The sequence below is a fragment of the Amazonocrinis nigriterrae CENA67 genome, from assembly GCF_016056305.1.
Classification (GTDB): Bacteria; Cyanobacteriota; Cyanobacteriia; order Cyanobacteriales; family Nostocaceae; genus Amazonocrinis; species Amazonocrinis nigriterrae.
The window spans coordinates 24537-46434 of record NZ_JAECZC010000041.1 but is presented as its reverse complement, the minus strand read 5'-3'; the positions used below and the strand labels follow the sequence as shown (position 1 = coordinate 46434).

Genomic DNA, 21898 nt, shown 5'->3' with positions numbered 1-21898 from the left:
GCACTTTTACCGACAACAGGGCGATCGCGTTTATATCATCCTGAACATAATCATTTATTTCGTTCTTCAGTCAGTGGGAATTGGGCATAGGGCATTGGGAATGGGGAATTGGGAATTGGTAATTGGTAATTGGATTTTACTATTATTCACCACATCTCACCCATTACCCATTACCCATCACCCATCCCCTCATCTCCCTATCCCCCCATCTCCCCATCTCCTTTCAGGGGAGAAACTACATCAGGCAGAGGGCGTTTACGTATGTAAAGCCAAGCTAAACCTGCTAATCCTAAAGCGATTCCAGTGAGGCTGACAACCTGTGCAATCCGCAGCGGCCCCAGCATCAAACTATCAGTGCGAAGACCCTCAATCCAAAAGCGTCCTAAGCTGTAGGTTGCCAGGTAAACCATAAACAGCGTACCCACTCGCAACCGCGACTTGCCAGCGACACCCCGAAAAAATAACGTCAGCAACAGAGCAAACACCATTAAATCCCACAAAGATTCGTAGAGAAATGTGGGATGAAAATACTCAAAACTAGCTAATTCTGGAGGACGGCGTTCTAGTGGAATATACAACCTCCAAGGTAAGTTGGTAGGGGCACCAAAAGCCTCAGAGTTAAAGAAATTACCCCAACGCCCGATCGCTTGCCCTAAAATCAGAGAAGGAGCCACTAAATCAGCCATCTGCCAAAAAGAAACTTGCTTAAGTCTGGCAAAAATTAAAGCGGCTATTGTACCACCAATAATTGCTCCGTGAATTGCAATGCCCCCTTGCCAAATAGCAATAATTCGCTCAGGAGACTGGGCATATTCTGACCACTGAAATAAAACGTAATACAGCCGTGCTGCCGGTATTGCCCCAATCACCAACCAAATTGACAAATCGCTTAGCAAGTCTGGATTGACGTTACGGCGCTTTGCTAAGTATTGAGAAAGGCTGACACCGATTAATACGGCTGTGGCAATCAACAAGCCATACCAGCGGATAGTTATTGGCCCTAGCTTCACCAAGATTGGCCCTGGTGAAGTAAATTGAAATGCCAAAGGCAAAGTGGAAAGATCCAGTGCCATGCAAAAGTACCTAGTTGACTAATTTTTCAGCTGTGATCAGCTTTTAACCCCACCATTGAAAGGGGGTTTTTCTATATAAACAATTAGAGCAGGTTTTGCTTGACTGGGGACTGGGGACTGGGGACTGGTGACTGGCGACTGGGGACTGGTGACTGGGAAAGAGATATAGTCATCAATTTTTCCAATCCCTAATCCTCAGTAACCGATCCCCAGTACCTAATCCCCGATACCCAATCCCCAATCCCCAACCTTTCGATATAATTACTCAAGCATCTTTAAGGCACCTAAGTATCGTGATTGCTATTTATCCAGGTAGCTTCGACCCCATCACTTTAGGTCATCTTGATATCATTCAGCGTGGTAGTCGGCTGTTTGAGAAGGTGATTGTTGCTGTATTACGGAACCCTAATAAAGTTCCACTTTTTACTGTGCAGCAACGACTAGAACAGATTCATATAGCTACGCGACATCTACCTAATGTAGAAGTAGATAGCTTTGATGGTCTTACCGTCAACTACGCCCAAAAGCAACACGCAGGAGTTTTACTGCGGGGTTTACGAGCAATTTCTGACTTTGAAGTAGAGCTACAAATGGCTCACACTAATAAAACTATTTCAACTCAAATAGAGACAGTTTTTCTGGCAACATCAAACGAGTATAGTTTTTTAAGTAGTAGTGTGGTAAAAGAGATTGCAAGGTTTGGTGGTTCTGTCGATCATCTTGTTCCCCCACACATTGCTTTAGATATATACAAATGCTACAACCACAACTCCCCAACGGCGAACCCAATGACAACGGAAACTATCTCCCCCCGCCAGAGTATCCCGACGGATCTGGAAGTGTAGATATTCAGGAAGAACTCAATCGGCTGGAGGAATTAATTATTGATGATGGTTTCCGCATTCCGCTGACGGGACGCACACTAGTAGACGAAGAAAAACTATTGGAGCAACTCGATTTCATCAGAGTTTCCTTGCCATCAGTGTTTCAGGAAGCAGCCGCTATCCTAGAACAAAAAGATGAAGTTTTGCTGGAAGCAGAAGAGTATGGGCAGCAAATTGTTGAAGCTGCCCAAGCCAAAAGAGCGCAAATTTTAGCCCAAAGCGATATCATCAAGCAGGCAGAACGAGAAGCTGAAGAACTGCGACGAAAAGTACAACTTGAATGTGAGGCAATGATGCAAGAAACCCTCACGGAAATTGACCTCAAGCGCCGTGCTTGTCAGCAAGAGTTAGAAGAAATCAGAAAAACAGCGATCGCCCAAGCTCAAGAAATTGAAAACGGTGCTGATGAATACGCTGATAGTGTCCTCGAAGGTATTGAGCAAGACCTTCAAGATATGTTACGAATTATCACCAACGGAAGGCAACAATTACGAGCAGATTCACCTTCTTCCAAGAGAAAGTAAGTTGCTTTCATGAAAATAGGGATGAGGGAGATGAGAAAGACAAGGCTAACAGCAGTGTTGGTAGAGAAATAATTCTTCACTCCTAAACAAATGACAAATGACCATTGACCATTGACAAAACAAAGACTTGTATCAAACTCTACTAAATTGAGAGGATAAAACCGTTAACTTAATGAAAGCCATAAATGTAATTCAGGCTACATAACAATGCGGCTAGAGCAGTTGCAAGCCTTTCTGGCGATCGCGGAAACTGGCAGCTTTCAACAAGCAGCCCGAAAATGTCGTGTCACCCAATCGACTATTAGTCGTCAAATCCAGTCTTTGGAAGCCGATGTCGGGGTAGAACTATTTCACAGAACCAGTCACGCCAAATTAACTCTGGGAGGTGAACGTTTACTACCTCGTGCCCGCAAAATTTGCCAAGAGTGGGAAATTGCTACACAAGAATTAACAGATTTAATCGCAGGAAAGCAGCCAGAACTATGCATTGCCGCGATTCACTCGCTTTGCGCTTCTTACCTGCCACCAGTGTTGCAAAAATTTTGTCACGATTATCCAGAAGTACAATTGCGAGTCACATCATTGGGTAGCGATCGCGCCCTCAAAGTCCTCAAGGATGGATTGGTAGATCTAGCAATTGTGATGAATAATCGCTTTTTAACCACTGGCAGAGATATGGTGGTAGAAGTACTATATGATGAACCAATAGAAGTCTTAGTTGCAGCAAATCATCCCCTAGCCCAATATGAACGCATCCCTTGGTCGGAGCTAATTCGTTATCCCCAAGTGGTTTTTAAAGATGGATATGGAATGCAACGCCTAGTACAAGATAAGTTTGAGCGGTTGGAAGCTAAACTCCAGGCAGCTTTAGAGGTAAATACCTTAGATGCCTTCCGGGGAGTAGTGCGACAAGGCGAACTCATAGCTTTGCTACCTCGCTCAGCACTCATGGAAGCACTGCATGACCCCACCTTGGCAGTTCGTTCCCTAGCTAGTAATAGCACTGGTGCTACATCTGACAATACAGCCTTAACTCGTCGGGTAGTTATGGTAACCACAATAGACCGTCTCCAGATTCCCCCAATCAATCACTTTTGGCAACTGGTACGGGAAAATATCCCACCGCAATTTCAGCAGCAGCGATCGGCTTCTTAAATGGTCAGTGGTCAGTGGTCAGTGGTCAATAGTACTAACAACTGACTACTAACAACTGACTACTGACAAAGGACAAAGGACAAATGAGCAATGTATTTAGAGAATTGCTGAAAAAGGTAGGCAGTGGCAACCACACGGGAGAAAATTTAACTCGTGCTGAAGTAGCCACCGCTACTAGAATGATGCTGCTTGGTGAAGCAACACCAGCCCAAATAGGAGCATTTTTGATTGCCCACCGCATCAGGCGTCCCACGGGGGAAGAGTTAGCGGGGATGTTAGATGCCTACGATGAATTGGGGCCAAAGCTACAACCTATTGCCTGGGCACATCCAGTGATCGTTTTTGGTATACCTTATGATGGCAGAACGCGCACAGCACCAATTGCCCCAGTAACGGCTTTATTACTCGCCGCAGTTGGACAACCAATTATCATGCATGGTGGCGATCGCTTGCCGACAAAGTATGGTTTACCCCTAGTAGAAATTTGGCAGGGATTAGGAATTGATTGGACTAGCTTACCACTCTCCAAAACTCAGCAGGTGTTTGAGCAAACAGGAGTAGGCTTTGTTTATACACCGCTTCATTTTCCTTTAACTAAAACTATTTGGGAGTACCGTGACCAACTCGGCAAACGTCCCCCCTTAGCCACAATGGAATTAATTTGGTGTCCTTATGCTGGGGATGCCCATATAATTCCTGGGTTTGTTCATCCTCCCACAGAAGCCATGTTCCGAGTAGCTTTGGGGTTGCGGGGCGTGACAAAATTTACCTTGGTGAAGGGATTAGAAGGTAGTTGCGATTTACCACGCGATCGCACTGCCATTATTGCTTTATCAGTACCGAACGCACCAATAGAAATAGAAAGGTTACTTCTTGCACCCCATGATTATGGCTTTACTACTAAGAATGTACCCCTTGGTAGCACTGAAGAACTCGTTGCTGGTATACATGAAGTATTGGCTGGTAAATCTGGGGAACTCATGCAAACAGCCTTGTGGAATGGCGGGTTTTATCTATGGCAAAGTGGTATTTGTCCAGATATGCGATCGGGTATAGTCAAAGCGCAAGAATTATTCACTAGTGGCGCAGTTGCCGCCAAACTTCAACAACTGAGTAAAGTAGTAAATTCCCTGTTTCAGCCAGTATGAACTGCACCGATAGAAAGACACATAAGGGACTTCCAACTAAATTAAGTATTCCATCGCTTTTGAAACTGGGGGAGCTGGGGAGGCTGGGGTAGCTGGGGGAGAAAGAGTCTATTAATTGTCTTTGCTCTCCAAATTGAATAATTTAATTTCTGGAAGTCCCTAATACAAATAGGACTTACGCAAAAATACACCCTACTTTGAGCAATTCATGAATTGCCGCTACATTAATTACGAATTACGAATTACGAATTACGAATTATTATGTCGATACTACAGCGGGTAATTACTTGCCCTATTTGTCACCTACCTCTAGCCGAAGTTCCACAGCGATGTGATACATGCCTTGATTATTTCAGGAATGAACTAGAAAAAGCTCCTTCATCCTTGATAGATCTGACTCCTGATGCAGTACAAAGGCAAATAGAAGGTAATGCTGCCGAGACAAAACCTCTACGCACAGAGTTATTCCGCTCTCCAATTATTTCTTTTTTCTATGAACGCATCCTACCCCCAATTTGGGCTATGGGACTGCGTAACCTTGGCGGTATTGATGTAGAGTTCCAGCAGTGTACAGAATTCTTTGGCGAAGATCCAGAAATTGTAGTGGATATTAGCTGCGGTACAGGAATTATGGCGCGACGTTTGGCATTACTGGGAAAGTACGAACAGATCATCGCTTTAGATTATTCCGAGTCGATGTTGGCACAGTTACAACAACAGATGAAATTAGATGGCATCTCACCGTCCCAGATAACTATCATCCGTGGTGATGTAGAAGCATTACCCTTAGCATCAGATTCCGTAGATGCTATCTATGCTGGAGCCGCGATGCACTGCTGGCCTAATGCTGAAGCAGGAATACGCAACATTTACCAAGTGTTGCGTAAGGGTGGCAAGCTGTTTGCAACTACTTTTCTCAAGCCATTGCCCAGCATTGTGTTTCGTTTTTTCACCGTAGACGAGCTACGGCAGATTTTACTCACAACAGGCTTTCATCTAGACCATGTGCAAGTAGAAGCTCATGGACTATATGGAATTATCCGATGTGTTAAGTAGTTGTCAGTTGTCAGTTGTCAGTTGTCAGTTGTCAGTTGTTAGGAGTTATTTCTCCCTCATCTGCCTCATCTGCCTCATCTGCCTCATCTCCCCCTGCTCTTTTTTACGAACAGGTAACACCAAACCTTCACAGGCTAATAATGCGTTGGGAAACACAGATTGAACTTCAAGTTGCACTTGGTCAAGAAAATCATCCTCGTCATCTGGGTGGTGATGAGAGATGACTAATTGCTGCACACCCGCACTGTGAGCTAAATCTACCGCAGTTTGCCATTGTAAATCAGCTGAGTCATGGTTGTTGCATGTTGGAGGGACGTAAGTAGCATTGGCAATTAGCAAATCAACGTCTTTAATAATCTCTAAAATTCGCTCGCGTTCGGCTTCATCGGCACTGTTTTGCAAATCTGTGGTGTAGGCAACGCTATATTCTTGCCAAGTTACCCGGTAGCCAACTGACCGCTGAGTTTGATTGATCAATCCTGTTGTGATCGTGACATCATCTAACTTTACCTCATTACCCACAATCAGATTGTGGAACTGCAATTTAGACTGCATGACTTGCAAAGGGTAAGGAAAATGTGGCTGGAGCATCTGGTCACACAAGCATTGTTTGATAGAAGCTCCATTTGAGGCAGCTATACCATAGATGTGGAAGCAATTTTTGGCAATAAATGCAGGGGCAAAAAAGGGAAACCCTTGGATACGATTTGATTGGGAGTTGCTAAAAAACAGATGGGCTTCTAACGGCTGTTGTATTTGCTGCCAAGATTTACCCAGTATGCGTAAGCCAGTACCCCCATCAAAAATTAAGTGTTTGCCGGCCACATGCATTTCTACACAAGTAGTGTTGCCACCATAGCGGTTAGCATTGCTGGCTGGGGTGGGAATTAATCCCCGTACACCCCAAAATTGCACTAAAAAATTATCCACTGGGCTACTTGGCGGGGTAGATGGCTTTTCAGTTAGATAGGTCTGGGAATCCGACAGCTCAATATTTGACATTTTCTTTGAAATTAGACCTTAGTGAGCAGGTCATCGTAGTGCCGCACTTCTAAAAGTCGGTTTTTTTCGTCTACGATCACTACTGTGGGAGAGTAACTTTTTAACTCTTCTGGAGTAAACTGCCCGTAAGTCATTATAATCAAGCGATCGCCTATAATGCCTAGACGTGCCGCACCCCCATTTAGCTCTATTATTCCGGAATTGGCTGGTGCAGGAATTGCATAAGTAATAAAGCGCTGACCATTGGCATTATTTACTACTTGCACTTGTTCGTAAGGCAAGATCCCTGCCTTTTCTAACAAGGTTTTATCGATGCTGATGCTACCCACATAGTTGATGTTCGCCCCTGTGAGGGTGCAGTTATGAATTTTTGCCAAAAGGATAGTGCGGTGCATTTGGTTTAGGGGGAATCAACAATTTAAAAGTTAGGAGTTAAGAGTTAGAAGTTAGGAGGCGCGGAGTTAGAGAGAAAAATTCATAACTCATAACCAATAACTCATAACTCTAATTCCTAACTTTCCCATTATGCTTTAAAAGCTCTGATGGACTTTTCTACTAGGGCGTTGACTTGCTGTACATCTTGCCAACCGAGAATTTCAGTCACCTTTTTTTCTAAATTTTTATAACTGCGGAAAAATTCGGCAATTTCATCCAAGCGGTGTGGCGCTACGTCTTTGAGAGATTTGATTTGAGCGTAACGCGGATCTTTATCCGGTACAGCGAGAATTTTTTCGTCGCGATCGCCACCGTCAATCATCTCTAAAAAGCCAATGGGGCGTGCAGCAATCACACAACCAGGGAAGGTCGGCTCGTCAATTATGACCATACCATCTAGCGGGTCGCCATCATCGGCCAAGGTGTTAGGTACAAAGCCATAGTCGTATGGATATCTTACCGAAGAATAAAGTACCCGGTCTAGGGCAAAAGCTTCCAGGTCTTTGTCAAACTCGTATTTATTTTTGCTCCCGCCTGGAATTTCAACCAGAACATTGATGATACCAGGTTTCGGTTGAGCGGGAATACGGGATAAGTCCACAGAAAAATCCTCAACTAACGGTGAATGCTAGGGACACTACTTTGGTTCCCCGTGTAGAATTTTATGGCCAAGATGGACTTCTTCCCAAAGTAATCTGAAATTAAGGAATTGGGAATGGGGGATGAGGCATTGGTTTTATCTTGTGTTCAAAACCCTAAGTGTGATTTTACACAAATAAAAAAAGCGTTGCACGGTTTCTTGGCAACGCTTTCGATTAATTATTTGGTTGAACTTACCTGACGTTGGAATTTCTGCAAAAGGTAACTTTACTTTTCATCAGCCGTGATTTAAATCACAAAACAATCAGATAGCTTCTCATGAACTTTAGTTGACAACGAGAAAATGAAAATTTTTATTCCCAATTTCCCGTGTCCTGCTTGCCCTATACCCAATTCCCTATTTTTAGAGATATTGTTCACTTTCCACCTTTTGGTAATGTGTAGGTCAAAGGTTGTTGGTTATTCTGCACATTGCTTGAAGAAAAGTGTGCAATGACAAACACAGGTAGCGTTAGAGTTAATAGAGCGATCGCAGTTCCCACTATGTCTGCCAAACGATGGGAATACGTCTCGGCATCGGCAGACTGACTATTTGAATTCATACAAAATTATTGAAATTCGTCCATCACTTAGAGGTTTACTCTCTAGACGAGAGTCTAGATGATATTCTATCTATTTTTTGACTGTCAACTGTGTTGCAGCCAAGAACATGAACCAGTTTGGCAAGTGTCATAATAGTAGTTTGTTACATAATAATCTTGATACAAAGTTACGGTTAAACATTTCGGAATTGACCAAGTGATTAATATGTTACGATTCCTTGCTCAATATGTAATCTTGAGGTTAAGCATTCTTTAAGAGATTGTCGTCTAAACTACATTTTTTGAACTGGTAGACATTAATTATTAACCTTTATCAGGTGAGTATGCCAGCATTATAACATCTTCAAATAAGCTGGCTTACGCTATTTTTAGCAGTTTAGCTTGTTTTCACTACCTTTGATAGATACCGAAATGTTACCGAAACATAACACTAGTTTTTCACCATGCAATAGCAGTTACACCCAAAACATTGGAAACTTAAGAATAACTGGATAGTCAGAATTTTATCAACTATAAATCTACACCGAATAAATACAGATGGATTAACTAGACCTGACAATGTTTCTTCAGTGATAACACTAAAAAAATACTTCAAAATCAAAATTATCAAATCTGAGTGATATTACTTTGATTTTGTCAATCTATATATAGATAGAGTATAAATGCTGTAAAAGGGATTGGGAATGGGGAACTCGGGGCCCCCACGACCGAAGGGAGGAGCCACTGCGTTGGACGGGTTCCCCGGCTTGAAGCATGTGGCGTTGGGGATTAGGGGCAATTGGGAATGGGGAATTGGGAATTGTTATTAGTTATTGCTCCCCTGTCCCCATCTCCCTCATCTCCCTCATCTCCCTCATCTCCCTCATCTCCCTCATCCCCCCAGTAACCAGTCCCTATTGCCTGCCATAAGCACTCATGGGTTCTTTGAGAAAACGAATGTAAAGATGTTTAAAGGTTGATTTAATCACGCGGGGCATCGCAAAATCAATTGGCATTAACTTGTCTGGTAATCGCCAATCTTCTATTTTTAATAAGTCGGGAGATAAGTGAGGAAACTCAATAGCAGCAAGTTCTGGACAAACACCTAGTCTTTGGTAAGCTGCGACGGTGGGCACTTGATGAGGTGGGACGTTGAGAATTTCTACCATTGCCCGATCTAGGGCAAATACATCTGATGCTGCTGCCAAAATCCCCAAGGGCCGAGGTTCACCATTACTTGGGCCATTGCCTTCATGACCAATGATGCCATCTAAAATGGTTAAATTAGGGCTAATCGCCCTGGCTGTTTCTACTAACATTTCCCCAAATCGGTTGGCATCTTTTCCGGCTTCCATGTGCCACCAAGCTTTCATTTTGCCAGGAACGCAGCCAAAGAGGTTTTTTACTCCTAGAGTTAACGTTAGCTGGCTGTGTGATTTGACTTTGGGCAGGTTAATCACCACATCTGCTTCCATTGCTTCTTTGCATAGCAGTAGGTGGTTAAAACTTTCGTTAACGGTTTGGTATCGCTTACCGTGAAATTCGATGATGGGAAGATTTAATTCTTGTAAAAGTGGCTGATAGCCATTTGCTAAAGCGACTCCTTTGGCACTACCAAAAGCCGGACTATCCCCCAAAAATGGCTTACCACCAGCCTCAAGTACCATTTGAGCAACTTCGTAAACCAACTCAACGCGAGTAGTACACTCTTTGCTAGGACGTGAACCTGTAAGTAGATTAGGTTTGAGTAAAACGCGATCGCCTTTTTTGACAAACGCAGCTATTCCCCCGAAAGGTTCTAGCAGTGTGACTAGAGATTCCCGTAAAGCCTCTCGTTCGTAGGAAGTAGCCCGAATCAGGCTGACAGATGTTTTTTGAGTCTGCATGGATAATAAATTATGAGTAATGAATAGCGTCAACAGTCATCAGTCAACAGCTTACCAAGTCTCTCAAATCTTGCCTACTAACTTAACCTCTGCCGTAACCACAAAGTTAGGATTTTAGAGGCAATTATTTTGCAGATTGTCTTTGCCCATGTGCAATTGATTAATGAAGTTCTTGAAACAGCACCATTAAACTTGCAGCAGTGGTTGTTTTGTTTTGCAGTAGGTTCACCAATGATTTTATGAGCGGCGGTGGTGAATCGTTTTAATCTACCAAATTAAATATAGTAGGTTAGCACAGCTGTGCTAACCTACTATATTGCGTTGTAATAGATATTTTTTGATTCAAGACTTACACAGAAACTTTTTAAAACCCTCTTTTATTTGTACTTTGCGTTCTTTGCAGTTAGTTTTTCACCTTTATGAAACGAACCACAAAGTACCCAAAGAACACAAAGGAAAAGAGAGGTAATCATTTAGTGCAAGTTTATGGAGAATTGCTATCAGTGCTATTATTCTGGACTCAGAGGTAAAATACTACTCATCTGTTCTAGATTCAATACAGTAGCTAATTCTGCCTCACTCATTAAACCGCGTTCTAAAACAATTTGCCGTAAGGATTTGCCAGTTTCTAAAGATTCTTTAGCAACATTAGCTGCATTCAAATAACCAATGTGAGTATTAAGTGCAGTTACCAAAGCTAAACTGCCTTCAGCGTATGCCAAACAACGTTCTTTGTTAGCAGTAATTCCTTGGATGCAACGTTCTGTGAGGGCGGCGATGGTTAACCCAAGAATTTCGATACTGTGAATCAGATTATAGGCTATCAACGGCATCATCACATTCAATTCTAATTGTCCTGCTTGGGCGGCAAGAGCGATCGCATTGTCGTAACCCATCACCTGAAAACAAACCATCGATGTCATCTCTGCCATCACTGGGTTATATTTCCCTGGCATAATTGAGGAACCTGGTTGTACTGGCGGTAGTTGAATTTCTTTCAAACCAGTTTTAGGGCCGGAATCCATCAACCGTAAATCGTGGGAAATTTTGACTAAATCCTGTGCCAAGTTGCGTAAAGCGCCGGAAACATTGACAAATGGGGCCATACTCTGCATTGCTGCCATTAAGTGAGGCGCAGGTTCTAGAGGAGTGGCTATCAATTCAGAAAGAACTTCCACCACACGGGCGCGATATTGGGGATGAGTATTTAAACCGGTACCAGCTGCACTACCTCCCAAACCCAGCACCATCAAATCGCCAGAAGCTGTGTAAATCCGGTTTTGGTGTTCTGTCAAAATTTGCGCCCAAGCGCGAAAATTCTCACCCAAACGCACAGGTACAGCGTCTTGCATGTGAGTTCTGCCGGATCTGACGATATCTTGAAATTCTACAGCTTTGTTTTCTAGGGTAGCGATCGCTTTTTCTAAAGCTGGGTGTAGTGTGTGAGCAAGTGCCAATAAGCCACCAATACGGATTGCTGTGGGAATCACATCATTGGTAGACTGCCCATAGTTAACGTGGTCATTAGGACTAACGCGCTTGTAATTGCCCTTTTCGTCGCCAAGAATTTCTAAAGCCCGATTTGCGAGAACTTCGTTGACATTCATGTGGTGGGAAGTCCCAGCACCCGCTTGATAAACATCTACGACAAATTGATCACGAAGCTTTCCAGCTAAGATTTCATCAGTGGCTTGCACAATTGCTTTGCTAATATCTTGGGGAATACAATTCAGTTCACCATTTACAATTGCTGTAGCTTTTTTAATTAGTAAGCAAGCGTCTACGTAAGTAGGTAAAGGCTTGATGCCACTGATAGGAAAGTTTTCTGTGGCTCGTAGGGTCTGGATGCCGTAGTAAACGCTACTAGGAATTTGGCGATCGCCCATGGAATCGCGTTCAATGCGGAATTGGGAATTATCTTGTTGCGTCATAGAATTATTTGGGGAATCTCAAGAAAGCGTGATGAGAATAATCTCACGCCAAGGCGCAAAGACGCAAAGAAGAATATATAGATGACGCTGCCAAATTGGATTACTTTTTCTCGCCTTCTGGGTGTACCGTTTCTGCTTTACGGTTTGTACAATCCCACATCACAAGCTAGATGGATATGCTTGACAATTTTCCTTGTTGCTGCATTGACTGATTGGTTAGATGGGTATTTGGCACGGAAACTCAACCAAATTAGCGACTTGGGTAAGTTTCTTGACCCTTTGGTGGATAAATTTCTGGTGCTTGCGCCGTTGCTGGTGTTGATTGAGTTGGGAAAAGTTCCGGCTTGGGGAGTGTTTTTAATTTTAGCGCGGGAATTAGCGATCGCTGGTTGGCGGGTGAATCAAACTAAAATTACGGGGGCGAATATTTGGGGCAAACTTAAAACTGTAAGTCAAATAATTGCGATCGCATTTTTAATTGCACCTCTATCACAAGAATGGCAAACTCCATCTTTAATTGCTTTTTGGATTTCTGTTGCTTTAACTTTAATATCTGGAGGTATTTATCTTTTACCACCAAAAGTTAGTACTGCGGATTGATAAATATACTATACGATTTTTAAATTAGATAATAGTGAGGGGTTAGCAGCGATAAAATTAGAATATCGGTATCTACAAATACGGCGATAAACTCAAACTAAATCCGGGCAATAAATTTTCACCAGATAATTCTGTGGGAAGGTTTCGCACTTCTACATCTTGCCCCTGGCGATAAATTTCCACTTGCTGCTGTTGCGGATTAATCAACCATCCCAGTTGCACTCCTGCATCTATATATTCTTGCATTTTGTCACGCAGCATTTGCAAATCATCTGTTGCTGACCTTAATTCAATCACAAAATCCGGTGCAATAGGGGGAAATTTACGTCTTTGTTCTGGGGTGAGTCCCTCCCAACGTTCCTTTTGAATCCAAGCAGCATCAGGAGAACGGTCTGCGCCATTAGGTAACTTAAATACAGTGGAGGAACTGAAGGTAAAACCGAGGTCAGTTTGGCGATTCCAAATTCCCAAATCGATAATTAAGTCGGCTTCTCGATTACCACTTTCGCCTCCAACGGGTGGCATAATGATTAATTCTCCCTTAGCCGTTCGTTCAAATTGTAACTCGCGGTTATTTTGACATAGTTGATAGAACTGTTCGTCACTCAAATGAACGGTGTCTAAATTTAATGTCAAAGGAGTCATAACCCTAAACCTAGCCGCAATAGCTATTAATTATATCATGCTATTATTTATTGACAAAACCATGCTTGTGTATTTTTATTTATTCATAATTACAGTTAGCTACTCTGTTTTTCAAGAAATTATCAATTACTCATTACGAATTATTCGCTTAATACTAACTCTAAAGTCTTCTGCCAATCTGGTAGAAACAGCCCAAATGTATTAGATAATTTCTGACTAATTAATAAAGAATAAGCTGGTCTTTTGGCTGCTGTAGGATACTCTTTGGATGTAATTGCTATCAAATTCTGTAACTTTCGTTCACTGTGTTGGACATCATGGGCAAAAATCGCCTGAGCAAATGTATACCAACTAGTTTGTCCGCTAGCTGTTAGGTGATAAAGTCCACCTTTGCTAACTAAAAAATCAGATACATGATGTCGAGCCTGAGATAAAATTTGGGCTGTAGTTTCAGCAATTACCCGACTCCAAGTAGGTGCGCCAATTTGGTCAGCAACAACTTTAATTTCTTCCCGTTCTTGAGCCAGTTTTTGCATAGTTAATAAAAAGTTTTTACCTCGCAACCCATAAACCCAACTGGTACGTAAAATTAAATGCGGTACTCCACTAGAAGCGATCGCTTGTTCACCGACTAATTTTGTTTTACCGTAAATGTTTTGTGGGTTAGGTTTATCTGACTCAGTGTAAGGAGTTGTATTTGCACCATCAAATACATAATCGGTGGAATAGTGAATCAGCGCTGCACCTACTTTTTTTGCTGACTCGGCCATGATACCAGGCGCAATACCATTAATTGCCATTGCCAATTCTGGTTCTGACTCTGCCTTATCTACAGCTGTATAAGCAGCTGGATTAACTATTAAGTCGGGTTTGACTTGTTGGATAGTACCACTAATGCTATTTGGTTGAGTTAGATCCATCTCATTACGCCTTACAGGAATCACCTCACCCACAGTCATCAGGGTACGTTGCAATTCCCAACCTATTTGTCCTGTAATGCCTGTCAACAGTATTTTCATGTAAATATGTCTGTATTTAACAGCAATTTTGGACGTTGCAGAATAGTGGGATGAATTGGGCAAACAGAGGAGGCTGGGGGAGAAATTATCCAATTCCAGCATCAAACAGGTGTATGAGATTTTACTCCCCCGCACCCCTGCTCCCCTGCTCCCTTTCCTGCACCCAGAGTCCTTAAGCTTGTAGAATTTCCTCATCCAGAGAAAAATCTACTTCAGCTTTATCCCGCCCATTGGTCAGATAATCATTTTCAAAGGCATCAGTCAGCCCGGAAATCAAATCATATTGAGGCTGCCAACTTAATTCTGTCGTAGCTTTATTTACCGATGCAAAGAAATGCTGTACTCGCAGTGGAAAAGCTTTGCGCTTGCCAAAATCAAACTTTTTCGGGTCATAATTAATAATTTTGACATCATCGGGTGATTTGCCGGCAGCAACAGCACAAGCACGGGCTAGACCATTAAAAGTGACATAGCGATCGCCTGAAATGTTATAAATCTGTCTTACTGCTTGCTGATTGCCTAAAACTTGAGTCATGGCTAGTGCCAAATCTAGTACATGCCCTAGCTGAGTGATATGTAAACCGTTACCAGGAATAGGAATCGGGCGATCGCGCACAATTCTATCAAAAAACCAACTTTCCAAGTCATTATAGTTACGCGGCCCATAAATGTAGGTTGGACGAATAGAAGTAAAAGGCAATCCCTGTTGAATTAGGTAAGCTTCTGTTTCATGCTTACCTCGGTGGCGACTTTTAGGATCTACTGCATCGCCTTCTACATGAGGCAATTGGTCAGATTTGAGATACACACCCGCAGAACTCATGTACACAAAATGCTGCACGCGGTCAGTAAAAATTTCTGCCAGGGGTTGAGTATCTGTAAGTTCTCGTCCATTATTGTCAAAAATGGCATCAAAATTTTCTTTTGATAATTTTTCTTTGAGCTGAGTGGCATCAGTGCGATCACCTATAATTTGTTTTACTCCCTGCAAAGAAGGTGCAGGACGATTACCACGATTGAACAGTACTACATCATGTCCTTGTTCCACTAGCAGTTGAGTTAAGTAGACACCAATGAACCTAGTACCACCAATAATCAAAATTCGCATAAATTCCTACTTCTTATGTCAAATGCTTCGGGATTGGCGACTGGGTACTGGGGACTGGGAAACATGCAAAAAAGTACTCTTCCCAAGACCCAATCTCTAATCACCAGTACCCAATCCCTAATCCCCAGTACCCAATTTGAGGTTATCAGGTTGCAGCATCCCTCTGGAACCTCTGGGGGGAGAATTACGTCTTTCGTTCAACCTGGGGCGCTTCCCGTTCGTTGATCGCAAAGGGAAACTTTTCAGTTAACCTCAATTTTCCTTACGTATTTTCTACATTTTAAAGTTAGCTGTGCCCTTGAAATACGCTCTGGTTCATGAGTGGCTGACACCGAAAGCCACCGGCGGTTCAGAACTAGTTGTACGGGAAATTCTGAACCACGTTGATGCTGATTTATATGCTCTGATTGACTTTGAATCTAGCAATCCTGAAAGTTATTTATACAAACGTCAGATTGGTACAACGTTTCTCCAGCATTTTCCCTTTGCCCGCAACGGTGTGCAAAAGTATTTGCCTTTTTTGCCGTTAGCCATTGAGCAACTGGATTTGCGAGAGTATGATGTGATTTTGTCTTCATCCCATGCTGTAGCCAAAGGAGTCTTGACTAGACCTGATCAGTTGCATATTTGCTACTGCCACAGCCCGATGCGCTACGCCTGGGATTTAACTTTTGATTATCTAAGCCACAGCAACTTGGGTAGCGGTGCAGTTGGGTGGGTAACGAGGTACTTACTGCATCGTTTGCGTTATTGGGATGTATTAAGTGCAAATCGCGTTGATTACTTTATTGCCAATTCACAGCATATCGCTCGCCGCATTTGGCGCTGCTATCGCCGGGAAGCAACAGTCATTTATCCGCCAGTGAATATCGAGGCATTTCCCTTTTTTGAGCAAAAGGAGGATTTTTACTTGACTGTTTCCAGGTTGGAGAGTTACAAGCAAGTATCTTTAATTGTCAAAGCTTTTAATCAATTGCAGCGACCATTGGTGATTATTGGTACAGGTTCAGAAATGAAAAAAATTCGTGAGATAGCCAACTCTAATATCCAAATCTTGGGATGGCAGCCCGATGATGTGGTAAAAAAATATATGGCTAGGGCTAAGGCATTTGTGTATGCGGCTTGTGAAGATTTTGGCATTGCCTTGGTCGAGGCACAAGCTTGTGGTACTCCGGTAATTGCCTATGGTGCAGGTGGGGCCCTGGAAACAGTGCGAGATATCCGCTCCTGCGGGGATACAGCAACGGGTATCTTCTTCAGGATGCAAACAGAAGCAGCTTTAGTGGAGGCAGTAGAAAAATTTGAAATGTATGAAAATTTGTTCAATCCTGAGTATTTGCGATCGCACTCTGCCCAGTTTTCACCCCAGATTTTCGCAGGGCGTTACCTAGATTTTTTAAATAATTGCAAAGAAAAAAGACCATCGATTCAAGAAAGGTCTGGATTTTTGTAATTGTTTTGTAGGCTTTTGGCAATTTTCCCCCAGAAGCACCTCCTTTTAGCTTTAAGATTGGGACTATGTGTGGTGTGGATTATTAAGGAGTATGATGACTGCCCAGAGCTCACTCCTCTCCGGCAAGCGAGGCCTACGGCAAGACGCTAGAGCGTCTACACGTACTTTCTTAAAACGTGGTCAAAAAACAAAGACGCCCAAGGTCAAACCCAAAAGTTTGTCTAGTGAGGGTTTAAACGGAGAGTTTGCCAAGCGACTGTTCGATATCGCATTTTCGCTGTCAGTGTTAATTTTGTTCTTCCCCGTCTACTTAATTTTGGCCTTGCTGATTGCTTTGAGTTCAGAAGGCCCAATTTTTTATGTTCAGCAACGGGTCGGTAAAAACTACAAACCGTTTAACTGCATTAAATTCCGAACAATGGTGAGGAATGCAGACGAAGTTCTAGTCCAAATCATGGAAACATCGCCTCAATTGCGACAAGAATTTGAGAGCAGTTTCAAGCTGAAACAAGACCCGCGGATTACAAAAATTGGTCGATTTTTGCGAATTACGAGCTTGGACGAATTTCCCCAGTTCTGGAACGTTTTAAAAGGAGACATGAGTGTTGTCGGCCCGCGACCTTTAGTAGCGGAAGAATTACCAAAGTATGGTTGTCACATAGACCAGATATTGACAATCCGACCAGGAATCACTGGATTGTGGCAAGTTTCTGGGCGTAATGACATTCCCTACCCTCGAAGAGTCCAAATAGACCTGCATTATGTCAAATTTAGGACTTTTTGGCTCGATTTATGGATCATGTTAAAAACGATTGATGTAGTTATTATGCCCAAAAATAACGGAGCATACTGAACAAAAACTCAACTATCATATGGGGCAGTTCCTGCCCCTAGTCATGCTTTGCGGCAGTCAAAAGACCTTTTGCCCATAATTTCTTGCAAAAATATCTTTTGCACTCTTGTAGGGAAAGGGGAAAGGTGAAAGGCAAAAAAGACAGTATAGTTTCTTATTTTTTTGCCTTTGTCGCTTTTAAGCGCTCGAAGATCCTTCTTTTTTGACCCTTTTGCCTTTACCTTTACCCAACAAATGCCACGAAGTCGAATCCACAATCTTAGGTTGATTCAGCCTTAACAAAAACTCAGGCTATATGAAGTTTTGGCAAAGATTAAAAAATCTATACAAAATAACTTAACAGTCTCAAGTTAAGCTCTTGAGAACTGACTTGTTAAATTACTTTTTATTAAGTATATTTGTTTACGGAAAACTTTTGTATCAATAAAATAAAGCCCGTAGGTTTCCCATTAGGCAATTTAGCCATTAGCTGCTAGGTTGTATCAATTAAACTGCAAGTACTTCATCAAAGACAACAAGGGATTATTGAGCATGACGCAAAACAAGCGCGCGTTGATTACTGGTATTACCGGTCAAGATGGTTCATACCTGAGTGAGTTTTTGCTAGAGCAAGGTTATGAAGTTCATGGCATTATTCGCCGGACTTCTACCTTCAACACAGACCGCATCGATCACATTTACGAAGACCCCCATAAAGAGGGAGTGCGGTTGCTTCTTCACTACGGCGACTTGACGGACGGTACAACGCTGCGTCGCATTTTAGAAGAAGTTCAGCCCACAGAAATTTACAACCTGGGCGCTCAATCCCATGTCAGAGTCAGCTTTGATTCTCCAGAATACACAGTCGATGCAGTGGGAATGGGAACGTTACGATTGCTAGAAGCAATCCGCGACTACCAGCGACGTACTGGGATTCAAGTACGTTTTTATCAAGCTGGTTCTTCAGAAATGTATGGTTTAGTGCAAGCTGTACCCCAAAGTGAGACAACACCCTTCTATCCCCGTAGTCCCTATGCTTGTGCTAAAGTTTACGCCCACTGGCAAACAGTGAATTACCGCGAGTCTTACAATTTGTTTGCTTGTAATGGCATACTTTTCAACCACGAATCACCAAGGCGTGGTGAAACTTTTGTGACTCGGAAAATTACCAGGGCAGTTGCCAGAATTGTGGCTGGGAAACAGAAAAAGCTTTACATGGGAAATCTTGATGCCAAGCGCGATTGGGGTTATGCCAAGGATTACGTCCGGGCAATGTGGCTGATGTTACAACAAGACCAGCCTGATGATTACGTGATTGCGACTGGTGAAACTCACTCAGTGCGAGAATTTTTAGAGTTGGCATTTGGTTATGTGAATCTCAATTGGCAAGATTATGTAGAGTTTGATGACCGCTATCTGCGTCCGGCGGAAGTGGACTTGTTGATTGGCGATCCTACCAAAGCGCGACAAAAGTTGGGCTGGACACCATCAGTCACCTTTGAAGGATTAGTAGCCCTGATGGTAGAAGCAGACTTACAGGCATTGGGTCAAACTTCTCCCAATGGAAACGGTTCATCCGTTACTGAGGATATTGCAACTATTCGTCAAGAATTGGGTGCCCTCCACTTCTGATTCACACCGCCGAGGATAAAGATATGACCGCCTTAGAACTAAGCAACAAAAGGATTCTCGTCACTGGTGGGTCGGGTTTTCTGGGTCGTCAAGTGATAGATCAGCTGGGTAAGGCTGGTGCTGATATTGCAAAAATTACAGTGCCGCGATCGCGTGACAACGATTTGCGGGTGTGGGAAAATTGCCAACGTGCAGTTGACCAGCAAGACGTGATCATCCACTTAGCAGCTCACGTTGGTGGTATTGGTCTCAACCGTGAAAAACCCGCAGAATTGTTCTACGATAACTTGATTATGGGAACTCAGCTAATTCATGCTGCCTATCAAGCTGGAGTAGAAAAGTTCGTTTGTGTTGGTACAATCTGCGCTTATCCTAAATTCACCCCAGTGCCATTTAAAGAGGATGACCTGTGGAATGGCTATCCAGAAGAAACCAACGCGCCTTACGGAGTCGCCAAGAAAGCCCTTTTAGTGCAACTGCAATCTTACCGCCAGCAGTACGGCTTCAATGGCATTTATCTGTTGCCAGTTAATTTATACGGCCCGGAAGATAACTTTGACCCTAGAAGTTCCCATGTGATTCCGGCGTTAATTCGCAAAGTTCACGAAGCCCAAGTTAAGGGAGAAAAACAACTCCCTGTTTGGGGTGATGGCAGTCCTACCCGCGAATTTCTCTATTCTGAAGATGCAGCACGAGGGATTGTCATGGGAACTCAATTCTACAATGATTCTGAACCGGTGAACCTGGGAACGGGTTATGAAATCTCCATTCGCGATTTAATCACTCTCATCTGCAAACTGATGGAGTTTGACGGTGAAATTGTTTGGGAAACTGACAAACCCAATGGTCAACCCCGTAGGTGTTTGGATACTGAAAGGGCGAAGCAAGCCTTTAATTTCACTGCTCAGGTGAGCTTTGAAGAAGGGCTGAAGAATACGATTGAATGGTGGCGTAAAAACGCCGGATAACAAAAGTTAGGTTGGGCAATGTCCACCTTAACTTCTTTGAGCAAAGATTTAGTGCTTGCATTTTGCCCCATCCATCATCTGTGGATTTTGGATTATGGAAGATAAATGGTAGACGTTCAAATTTACGTTCTACCATTTTTTATGCACGCAAATGATATGTGCATACCTGCACATCTGATGGTTGCCTGAAAAAGGCGTACTTTTTAATACGGTTTTTGGAAAACTCGTTTAGAAAATTAACAAAAATAAAACTAATAAATCAGCAAAAAAAATAAGGGTAGCTCTCAGACCAGAAGGTAGTTCTTGGTGTATATTGCAATTTTTGTCAAGTAAGTATTGGGGTGAAATAGCAAAATTTTTGAGTTAGAGGATTATTTAGTTTGGCTAACTTACAATTAAAACGCACACACAATGTCGTATTACTTGAATGTGGACAATCGTCAACTAAATAAAGCAGAACTACGTAGGACTTTGCTGAAAGCAAGGCAATCAATGCCAATTTGGGAGTGGAGAGAAAAAAGCGATCGCATCTGCACACAACTCCAAACATCTATCTTACTCACCCAAGCAAGAACCGTACTTGCCTATTTCAGCTTTCGCCAAGAACCTGACATCAGTCCACTATTTGCAAACACCAATTGCCGTTGGGGATTTCCGCGTTGCGTGGGTAAATCCCTTTATTGGCATAGCTGGGAACCTAACGACGCTTTGCAAATAGGTGCTTACGGCATTCCTGAACCTCATGCAAACGCACCACAGATCAATCCAGCAAAAGTGGATTTGGTTCTAATTCCCAGTGTTGCTTGCGACTATCAAGGCTATCGCCTAGGCTATGGTGGGGGATATTATGATCGCTTGCTCAGTTCACCAGAGTGGGCAGAAAAATTAACTATAGGAATTGTGTTTGATTTTGCTTATTTGTCGCAAATACCTATTGAAAGTTGGGATAAACCGTTACAAGCTATTGTTACAGAAACCAACTTGACTTACAAAGGCTGAAAGTCTTTAAAGTCGGTCAATTTTGCCCAAGACAATATCAAAATCAAAAATTTACGTGGAACACCAATGAGTAATCCAAGGTTATCTACAAATGAATGTGGACGGGACAAAAGTGTTGGATGATGAAGAAAAAACTCAAGATTTTACGCTCAACAATTATCCTACTTTCTTCGCTAAAGATATTCGTGATTATGCAGACATCTTTAAAGTAGGTAGCGGGCAACTTACCGCAGGATTCACCTTTTATTAAAGTTGCCACTGTCCGCATTCCTAGCCAGAAATTTGATTTTGAATAACGTAAAAGTTTAGATGAAGGTATGTTCCTTAGCCCTTGGCATACACTGTTAGAGCATGAGCCTGTTGGGAA

General features: G+C 42.7%; 22 protein-coding genes and 1 pseudogene. 13 read left to right on the top strand and 10 right to left on the bottom strand.

Features of this window, described 5'->3' with window-relative positions; all coding sequences use genetic code 11:
* Nucleotides 1–197: 197 nt before the first annotated feature.
* Nucleotides 198–1073 (bottom strand): prolipoprotein diacylglyceryl transferase, encoded by an 876-nt coding sequence (lgt, locus tag I8748_RS19570; protein ID WP_198126232.1) that lies wholly within the window; start codon nucleotides 1071–1073, stop codon nucleotides 198–200.
* Between the two features lie 293 nt (nucleotides 1074–1366).
* Between lgt and coaD the strand changes: the two genes are divergently transcribed.
* The 5 genes from coaD (at nucleotide 1367) to I8748_RS19545 (ending at nucleotide 5840) form a co-directional block, all read left to right on the top strand.
* Nucleotides 1367–1918 carry a pantetheine-phosphate adenylyltransferase gene (gene coaD / locus I8748_RS19565; protein WP_198126231.1) on the top strand — a complete coding sequence of 184 codons (552 nt, stop codon included), beginning with the start codon at nucleotides 1367–1369 and terminating at the stop codon, nucleotides 1916–1918.
* Nucleotides 1828–2481 (top strand): DivIVA domain-containing protein, encoded by a 654-nt coding sequence (locus I8748_RS19560; protein ID WP_198126230.1) that lies wholly within the window; start codon nucleotides 1828–1830, stop codon nucleotides 2479–2481. The genes coaD and I8748_RS19560 overlap by 91 nt, the downstream gene beginning before the upstream one ends.
* 207 nt (nucleotides 2482–2688) lie before the next feature.
* Entirely contained in the window at nucleotides 2689–3636 is a 948-nt protein-coding gene (locus I8748_RS19555) for a LysR family transcriptional regulator (RefSeq protein WP_198126229.1), read from the top strand.
* A gap of 83 nt (nucleotides 3637–3719) precedes the next feature.
* Nucleotides 3720–4784 carry an anthranilate phosphoribosyltransferase family protein gene (locus I8748_RS19550; protein ID WP_198126228.1) on the top strand — a complete coding sequence of 355 codons (1065 nt, stop codon included), beginning with the start codon at nucleotides 3720–3722 and terminating at the stop codon, nucleotides 4782–4784.
* A gap of 261 nt (nucleotides 4785–5045) precedes the next feature.
* Nucleotides 5046–5840 (top strand): class I SAM-dependent methyltransferase, encoded by a 795-nt coding sequence (locus tag I8748_RS19545; RefSeq protein WP_198126227.1) that lies wholly within the window; start codon nucleotides 5046–5048, stop codon nucleotides 5838–5840.
* Between the two features lie 45 nt (nucleotides 5841–5885).
* Here the strand turns inward: I8748_RS19545 and I8748_RS19540 are convergent, their stop codons facing one another.
* The 5 genes from I8748_RS19540 to I8748_RS19520 form a co-directional block, all read right to left on the bottom strand.
* A complete protein-coding gene (locus I8748_RS19540; RefSeq protein WP_198126226.1) occupies nucleotides 5886–6842 on the bottom strand; it encodes an MBL fold metallo-hydrolase in 957 nt (318 codons plus the stop codon).
* An 11-nt stretch (nucleotides 6843–6853) separates the two neighbouring features.
* Complete coding sequence (gene panD, locus I8748_RS19535) at nucleotides 6854–7237, bottom strand: aspartate 1-decarboxylase (RefSeq protein ID WP_198126225.1); 384 nt, start codon at nucleotides 7235–7237, stop codon at nucleotides 6854–6856.
* 128 nt (nucleotides 7238–7365) lie between these two features.
* Nucleotides 7366–7878 carry an inorganic diphosphatase gene (locus I8748_RS19530; protein WP_198126224.1) on the bottom strand — a complete coding sequence of 171 codons (513 nt, stop codon included), beginning with the start codon at nucleotides 7876–7878 and terminating at the stop codon, nucleotides 7366–7368.
* Nucleotides 7879–8293: 415 nt separating this feature from the next.
* The gene (locus tag I8748_RS19525; RefSeq protein ID WP_198126223.1) at nucleotides 8294–8479 is read right to left on the bottom strand and encodes a hypothetical protein; all 186 of its coding nucleotides are present in this window, start codon (nucleotides 8477–8479) and stop codon (nucleotides 8294–8296) included.
* A gap of 893 nt (nucleotides 8480–9372) precedes the next feature.
* Nucleotides 9373–10344: a DUF362 domain-containing protein gene (locus tag I8748_RS19520; RefSeq protein WP_198126222.1), complete on the bottom strand. Its 972-nt coding sequence runs from the start codon at nucleotides 10342–10344 to the stop codon at nucleotides 9373–9375.
* 111 nt (nucleotides 10345–10455) lie between these two features.
* Here I8748_RS19520 and I8748_RS19515 point away from each other — a divergent pair.
* Nucleotides 10456–10587: pseudogene (locus I8748_RS19515) on the top strand (cation transporting ATPase C-terminal domain-containing protein); the annotation flags it as partial.
* 266 nt (nucleotides 10588–10853) lie between these two features.
* On the opposite strand, the gene I8748_RS19510 reads toward I8748_RS19515, so the two are convergent.
* Nucleotides 10854–12275, bottom strand: a complete 1422-nt coding sequence (locus I8748_RS19510) for an aspartate ammonia-lyase (protein WP_198126221.1) — start codon at nucleotides 12273–12275, stop codon at nucleotides 10854–10856.
* 81 nt (nucleotides 12276–12356) lie between these two features.
* On the opposite strand from I8748_RS19510, the gene pgsA reads away from it, so the two are divergent.
* On the top strand, nucleotides 12357–12875 hold the full coding sequence (pgsA, locus tag I8748_RS19505) for a CDP-diacylglycerol--glycerol-3-phosphate 3-phosphatidyltransferase (protein WP_198126220.1): 519 nt from the start codon (nucleotides 12357–12359) through the stop codon (nucleotides 12873–12875).
* 72 nt (nucleotides 12876–12947) lie between these two features.
* Here pgsA and I8748_RS19500 read toward each other — a convergent pair whose 3' ends face one another.
* The 3 genes from I8748_RS19500 to I8748_RS19490 all read right to left on the bottom strand — a co-directional run bounded on the left by I8748_RS19500 (nucleotide 12948) and on the right by I8748_RS19490 (nucleotide 15647).
* A complete protein-coding gene (locus I8748_RS19500) occupies nucleotides 12948–13520 on the bottom strand; it encodes a Uma2 family endonuclease (protein ID WP_198126219.1) in 573 nt (190 codons plus the stop codon).
* A gap of 140 nt (nucleotides 13521–13660) precedes the next feature.
* Nucleotides 13661–14539, bottom strand: coding sequence for a dTDP-4-dehydrorhamnose reductase (gene rfbD / locus I8748_RS19495; protein ID WP_198126218.1), 879 nt, complete (start codon nucleotides 14537–14539; stop codon nucleotides 13661–13663).
* Between the two features lie 172 nt (nucleotides 14540–14711).
* Nucleotides 14712–15647 carry an NAD-dependent epimerase/dehydratase family protein gene (locus I8748_RS19490; protein WP_198126217.1) on the bottom strand — a complete coding sequence of 312 codons (936 nt, stop codon included), beginning with the start codon at nucleotides 15645–15647 and terminating at the stop codon, nucleotides 14712–14714.
* 292 nt (nucleotides 15648–15939) lie between these two features.
* Here I8748_RS19490 and I8748_RS19485 point away from each other — a divergent pair, with 292 nt between their 5' ends.
* The 6 genes from I8748_RS19485 (at nucleotide 15940) to I8748_RS35200 (ending at nucleotide 21781) form a co-directional block, all read left to right on the top strand.
* Complete coding sequence (locus I8748_RS19485) at nucleotides 15940–17100, top strand: glycosyltransferase (protein WP_198126216.1); 1161 nt, start codon at nucleotides 15940–15942, stop codon at nucleotides 17098–17100.
* A 94-nt stretch (nucleotides 17101–17194) separates the two neighbouring features.
* Nucleotides 17195–17953 (top strand): sugar transferase, encoded by a 759-nt coding sequence (locus I8748_RS19480; RefSeq protein WP_096551714.1) that lies wholly within the window; start codon nucleotides 17195–17197, stop codon nucleotides 17951–17953.
* Between the two features lie 531 nt (nucleotides 17954–18484).
* Nucleotides 18485–19564, top strand: coding sequence for a GDP-mannose 4,6-dehydratase (gmd, locus tag I8748_RS19475; RefSeq protein ID WP_198126215.1), 1080 nt, complete (start codon nucleotides 18485–18487; stop codon nucleotides 19562–19564).
* A gap of 23 nt (nucleotides 19565–19587) precedes the next feature.
* Entirely contained in the window at nucleotides 19588–20532 is a 945-nt protein-coding gene (locus tag I8748_RS19470; RefSeq protein ID WP_198126214.1) for a GDP-L-fucose synthase family protein, read from the top strand.
* Nucleotides 20533–20943: 411 nt separating this feature from the next.
* Nucleotides 20944–21531, top strand: a complete 588-nt coding sequence (locus tag I8748_RS19465) for a 5-formyltetrahydrofolate cyclo-ligase (protein ID WP_198126213.1) — start codon at nucleotides 20944–20946, stop codon at nucleotides 21529–21531.
* A gap of 91 nt (nucleotides 21532–21622) precedes the next feature.
* Nucleotides 21623–21781, top strand: a complete 159-nt coding sequence (locus I8748_RS35200; RefSeq protein WP_225896475.1) for a hypothetical protein — start codon at nucleotides 21623–21625, stop codon at nucleotides 21779–21781.
* Nucleotides 21782–21898 lie beyond the last annotated feature (117 nt).

Coding starts and splice junctions, on each gene's coding strand:
- I8748_RS19550 (WP_198126228.1), top strand. CDS start 3,720: ATGAGCAATGTATTTAGAGAATTGCTGAAAAAGGTAGGCAGTGGCAAC.
- gmd (WP_198126215.1), top strand. CDS start 18,485: ATGACGCAAAACAAGCGCGCGTTGATTACTGGTATTACCGGTCAAGAT.
- I8748_RS19500 (WP_198126219.1), bottom strand. CDS start 13,520: ATGACTCCTTTGACATTAAATTTAGACACCGTTCATTTGAGTGACGAA.
- I8748_RS35200 (WP_225896475.1), top strand. CDS start 21,623: ATGAATGTGGACGGGACAAAAGTGTTGGATGATGAAGAAAAAACTCAA.
- I8748_RS19490 (WP_198126217.1), bottom strand. CDS start 15,647: ATGCGAATTTTGATTATTGGTGGTACTAGGTTCATTGGTGTCTACTTA.
- panD (WP_198126225.1), bottom strand. CDS start 7,237: ATGCACCGCACTATCCTTTTGGCAAAAATTCATAACTGCACCCTCACA.
- I8748_RS19520 (WP_198126222.1), bottom strand. CDS start 10,344: ATGCAGACTCAAAAAACATCTGTCAGCCTGATTCGGGCTACTTCCTAC.
- I8748_RS19465 (WP_198126213.1), top strand. CDS start 20,944: ATGTCGTATTACTTGAATGTGGACAATCGTCAACTAAATAAAGCAGAA.
- I8748_RS19470 (WP_198126214.1), top strand. CDS start 19,588: ATGACCGCCTTAGAACTAAGCAACAAAAGGATTCTCGTCACTGGTGGG.
- I8748_RS19540 (WP_198126226.1), bottom strand. CDS start 6,842: ATGTCAAATATTGAGCTGTCGGATTCCCAGACCTATCTAACTGAAAAG.
- I8748_RS19560 (WP_198126230.1), top strand. CDS start 1,828: ATGCTACAACCACAACTCCCCAACGGCGAACCCAATGACAACGGAAAC.
- I8748_RS19545 (WP_198126227.1), top strand. CDS start 5,046: ATGTCGATACTACAGCGGGTAATTACTTGCCCTATTTGTCACCTACCT.
- I8748_RS19510 (WP_198126221.1), bottom strand. CDS start 12,275: ATGACGCAACAAGATAATTCCCAATTCCGCATTGAACGCGATTCCATG.
- rfbD (WP_198126218.1), bottom strand. CDS start 14,539: ATGAAAATACTGTTGACAGGCATTACAGGACAAATAGGTTGGGAATTG.
- pgsA (WP_198126220.1), top strand. CDS start 12,357: ATGACGCTGCCAAATTGGATTACTTTTTCTCGCCTTCTGGGTGTACCG.
- I8748_RS19525 (WP_198126223.1), bottom strand. CDS start 8,479: ATGAATTCAAATAGTCAGTCTGCCGATGCCGAGACGTATTCCCATCGT.
- I8748_RS19555 (WP_198126229.1), top strand. CDS start 2,689: ATGCGGCTAGAGCAGTTGCAAGCCTTTCTGGCGATCGCGGAAACTGGC.
- lgt (WP_198126232.1), bottom strand. CDS start 1,073: ATGGCACTGGATCTTTCCACTTTGCCTTTGGCATTTCAATTTACTTCA.
- I8748_RS19480 (WP_096551714.1), top strand. CDS start 17,195: ATGACTGCCCAGAGCTCACTCCTCTCCGGCAAGCGAGGCCTACGGCAA.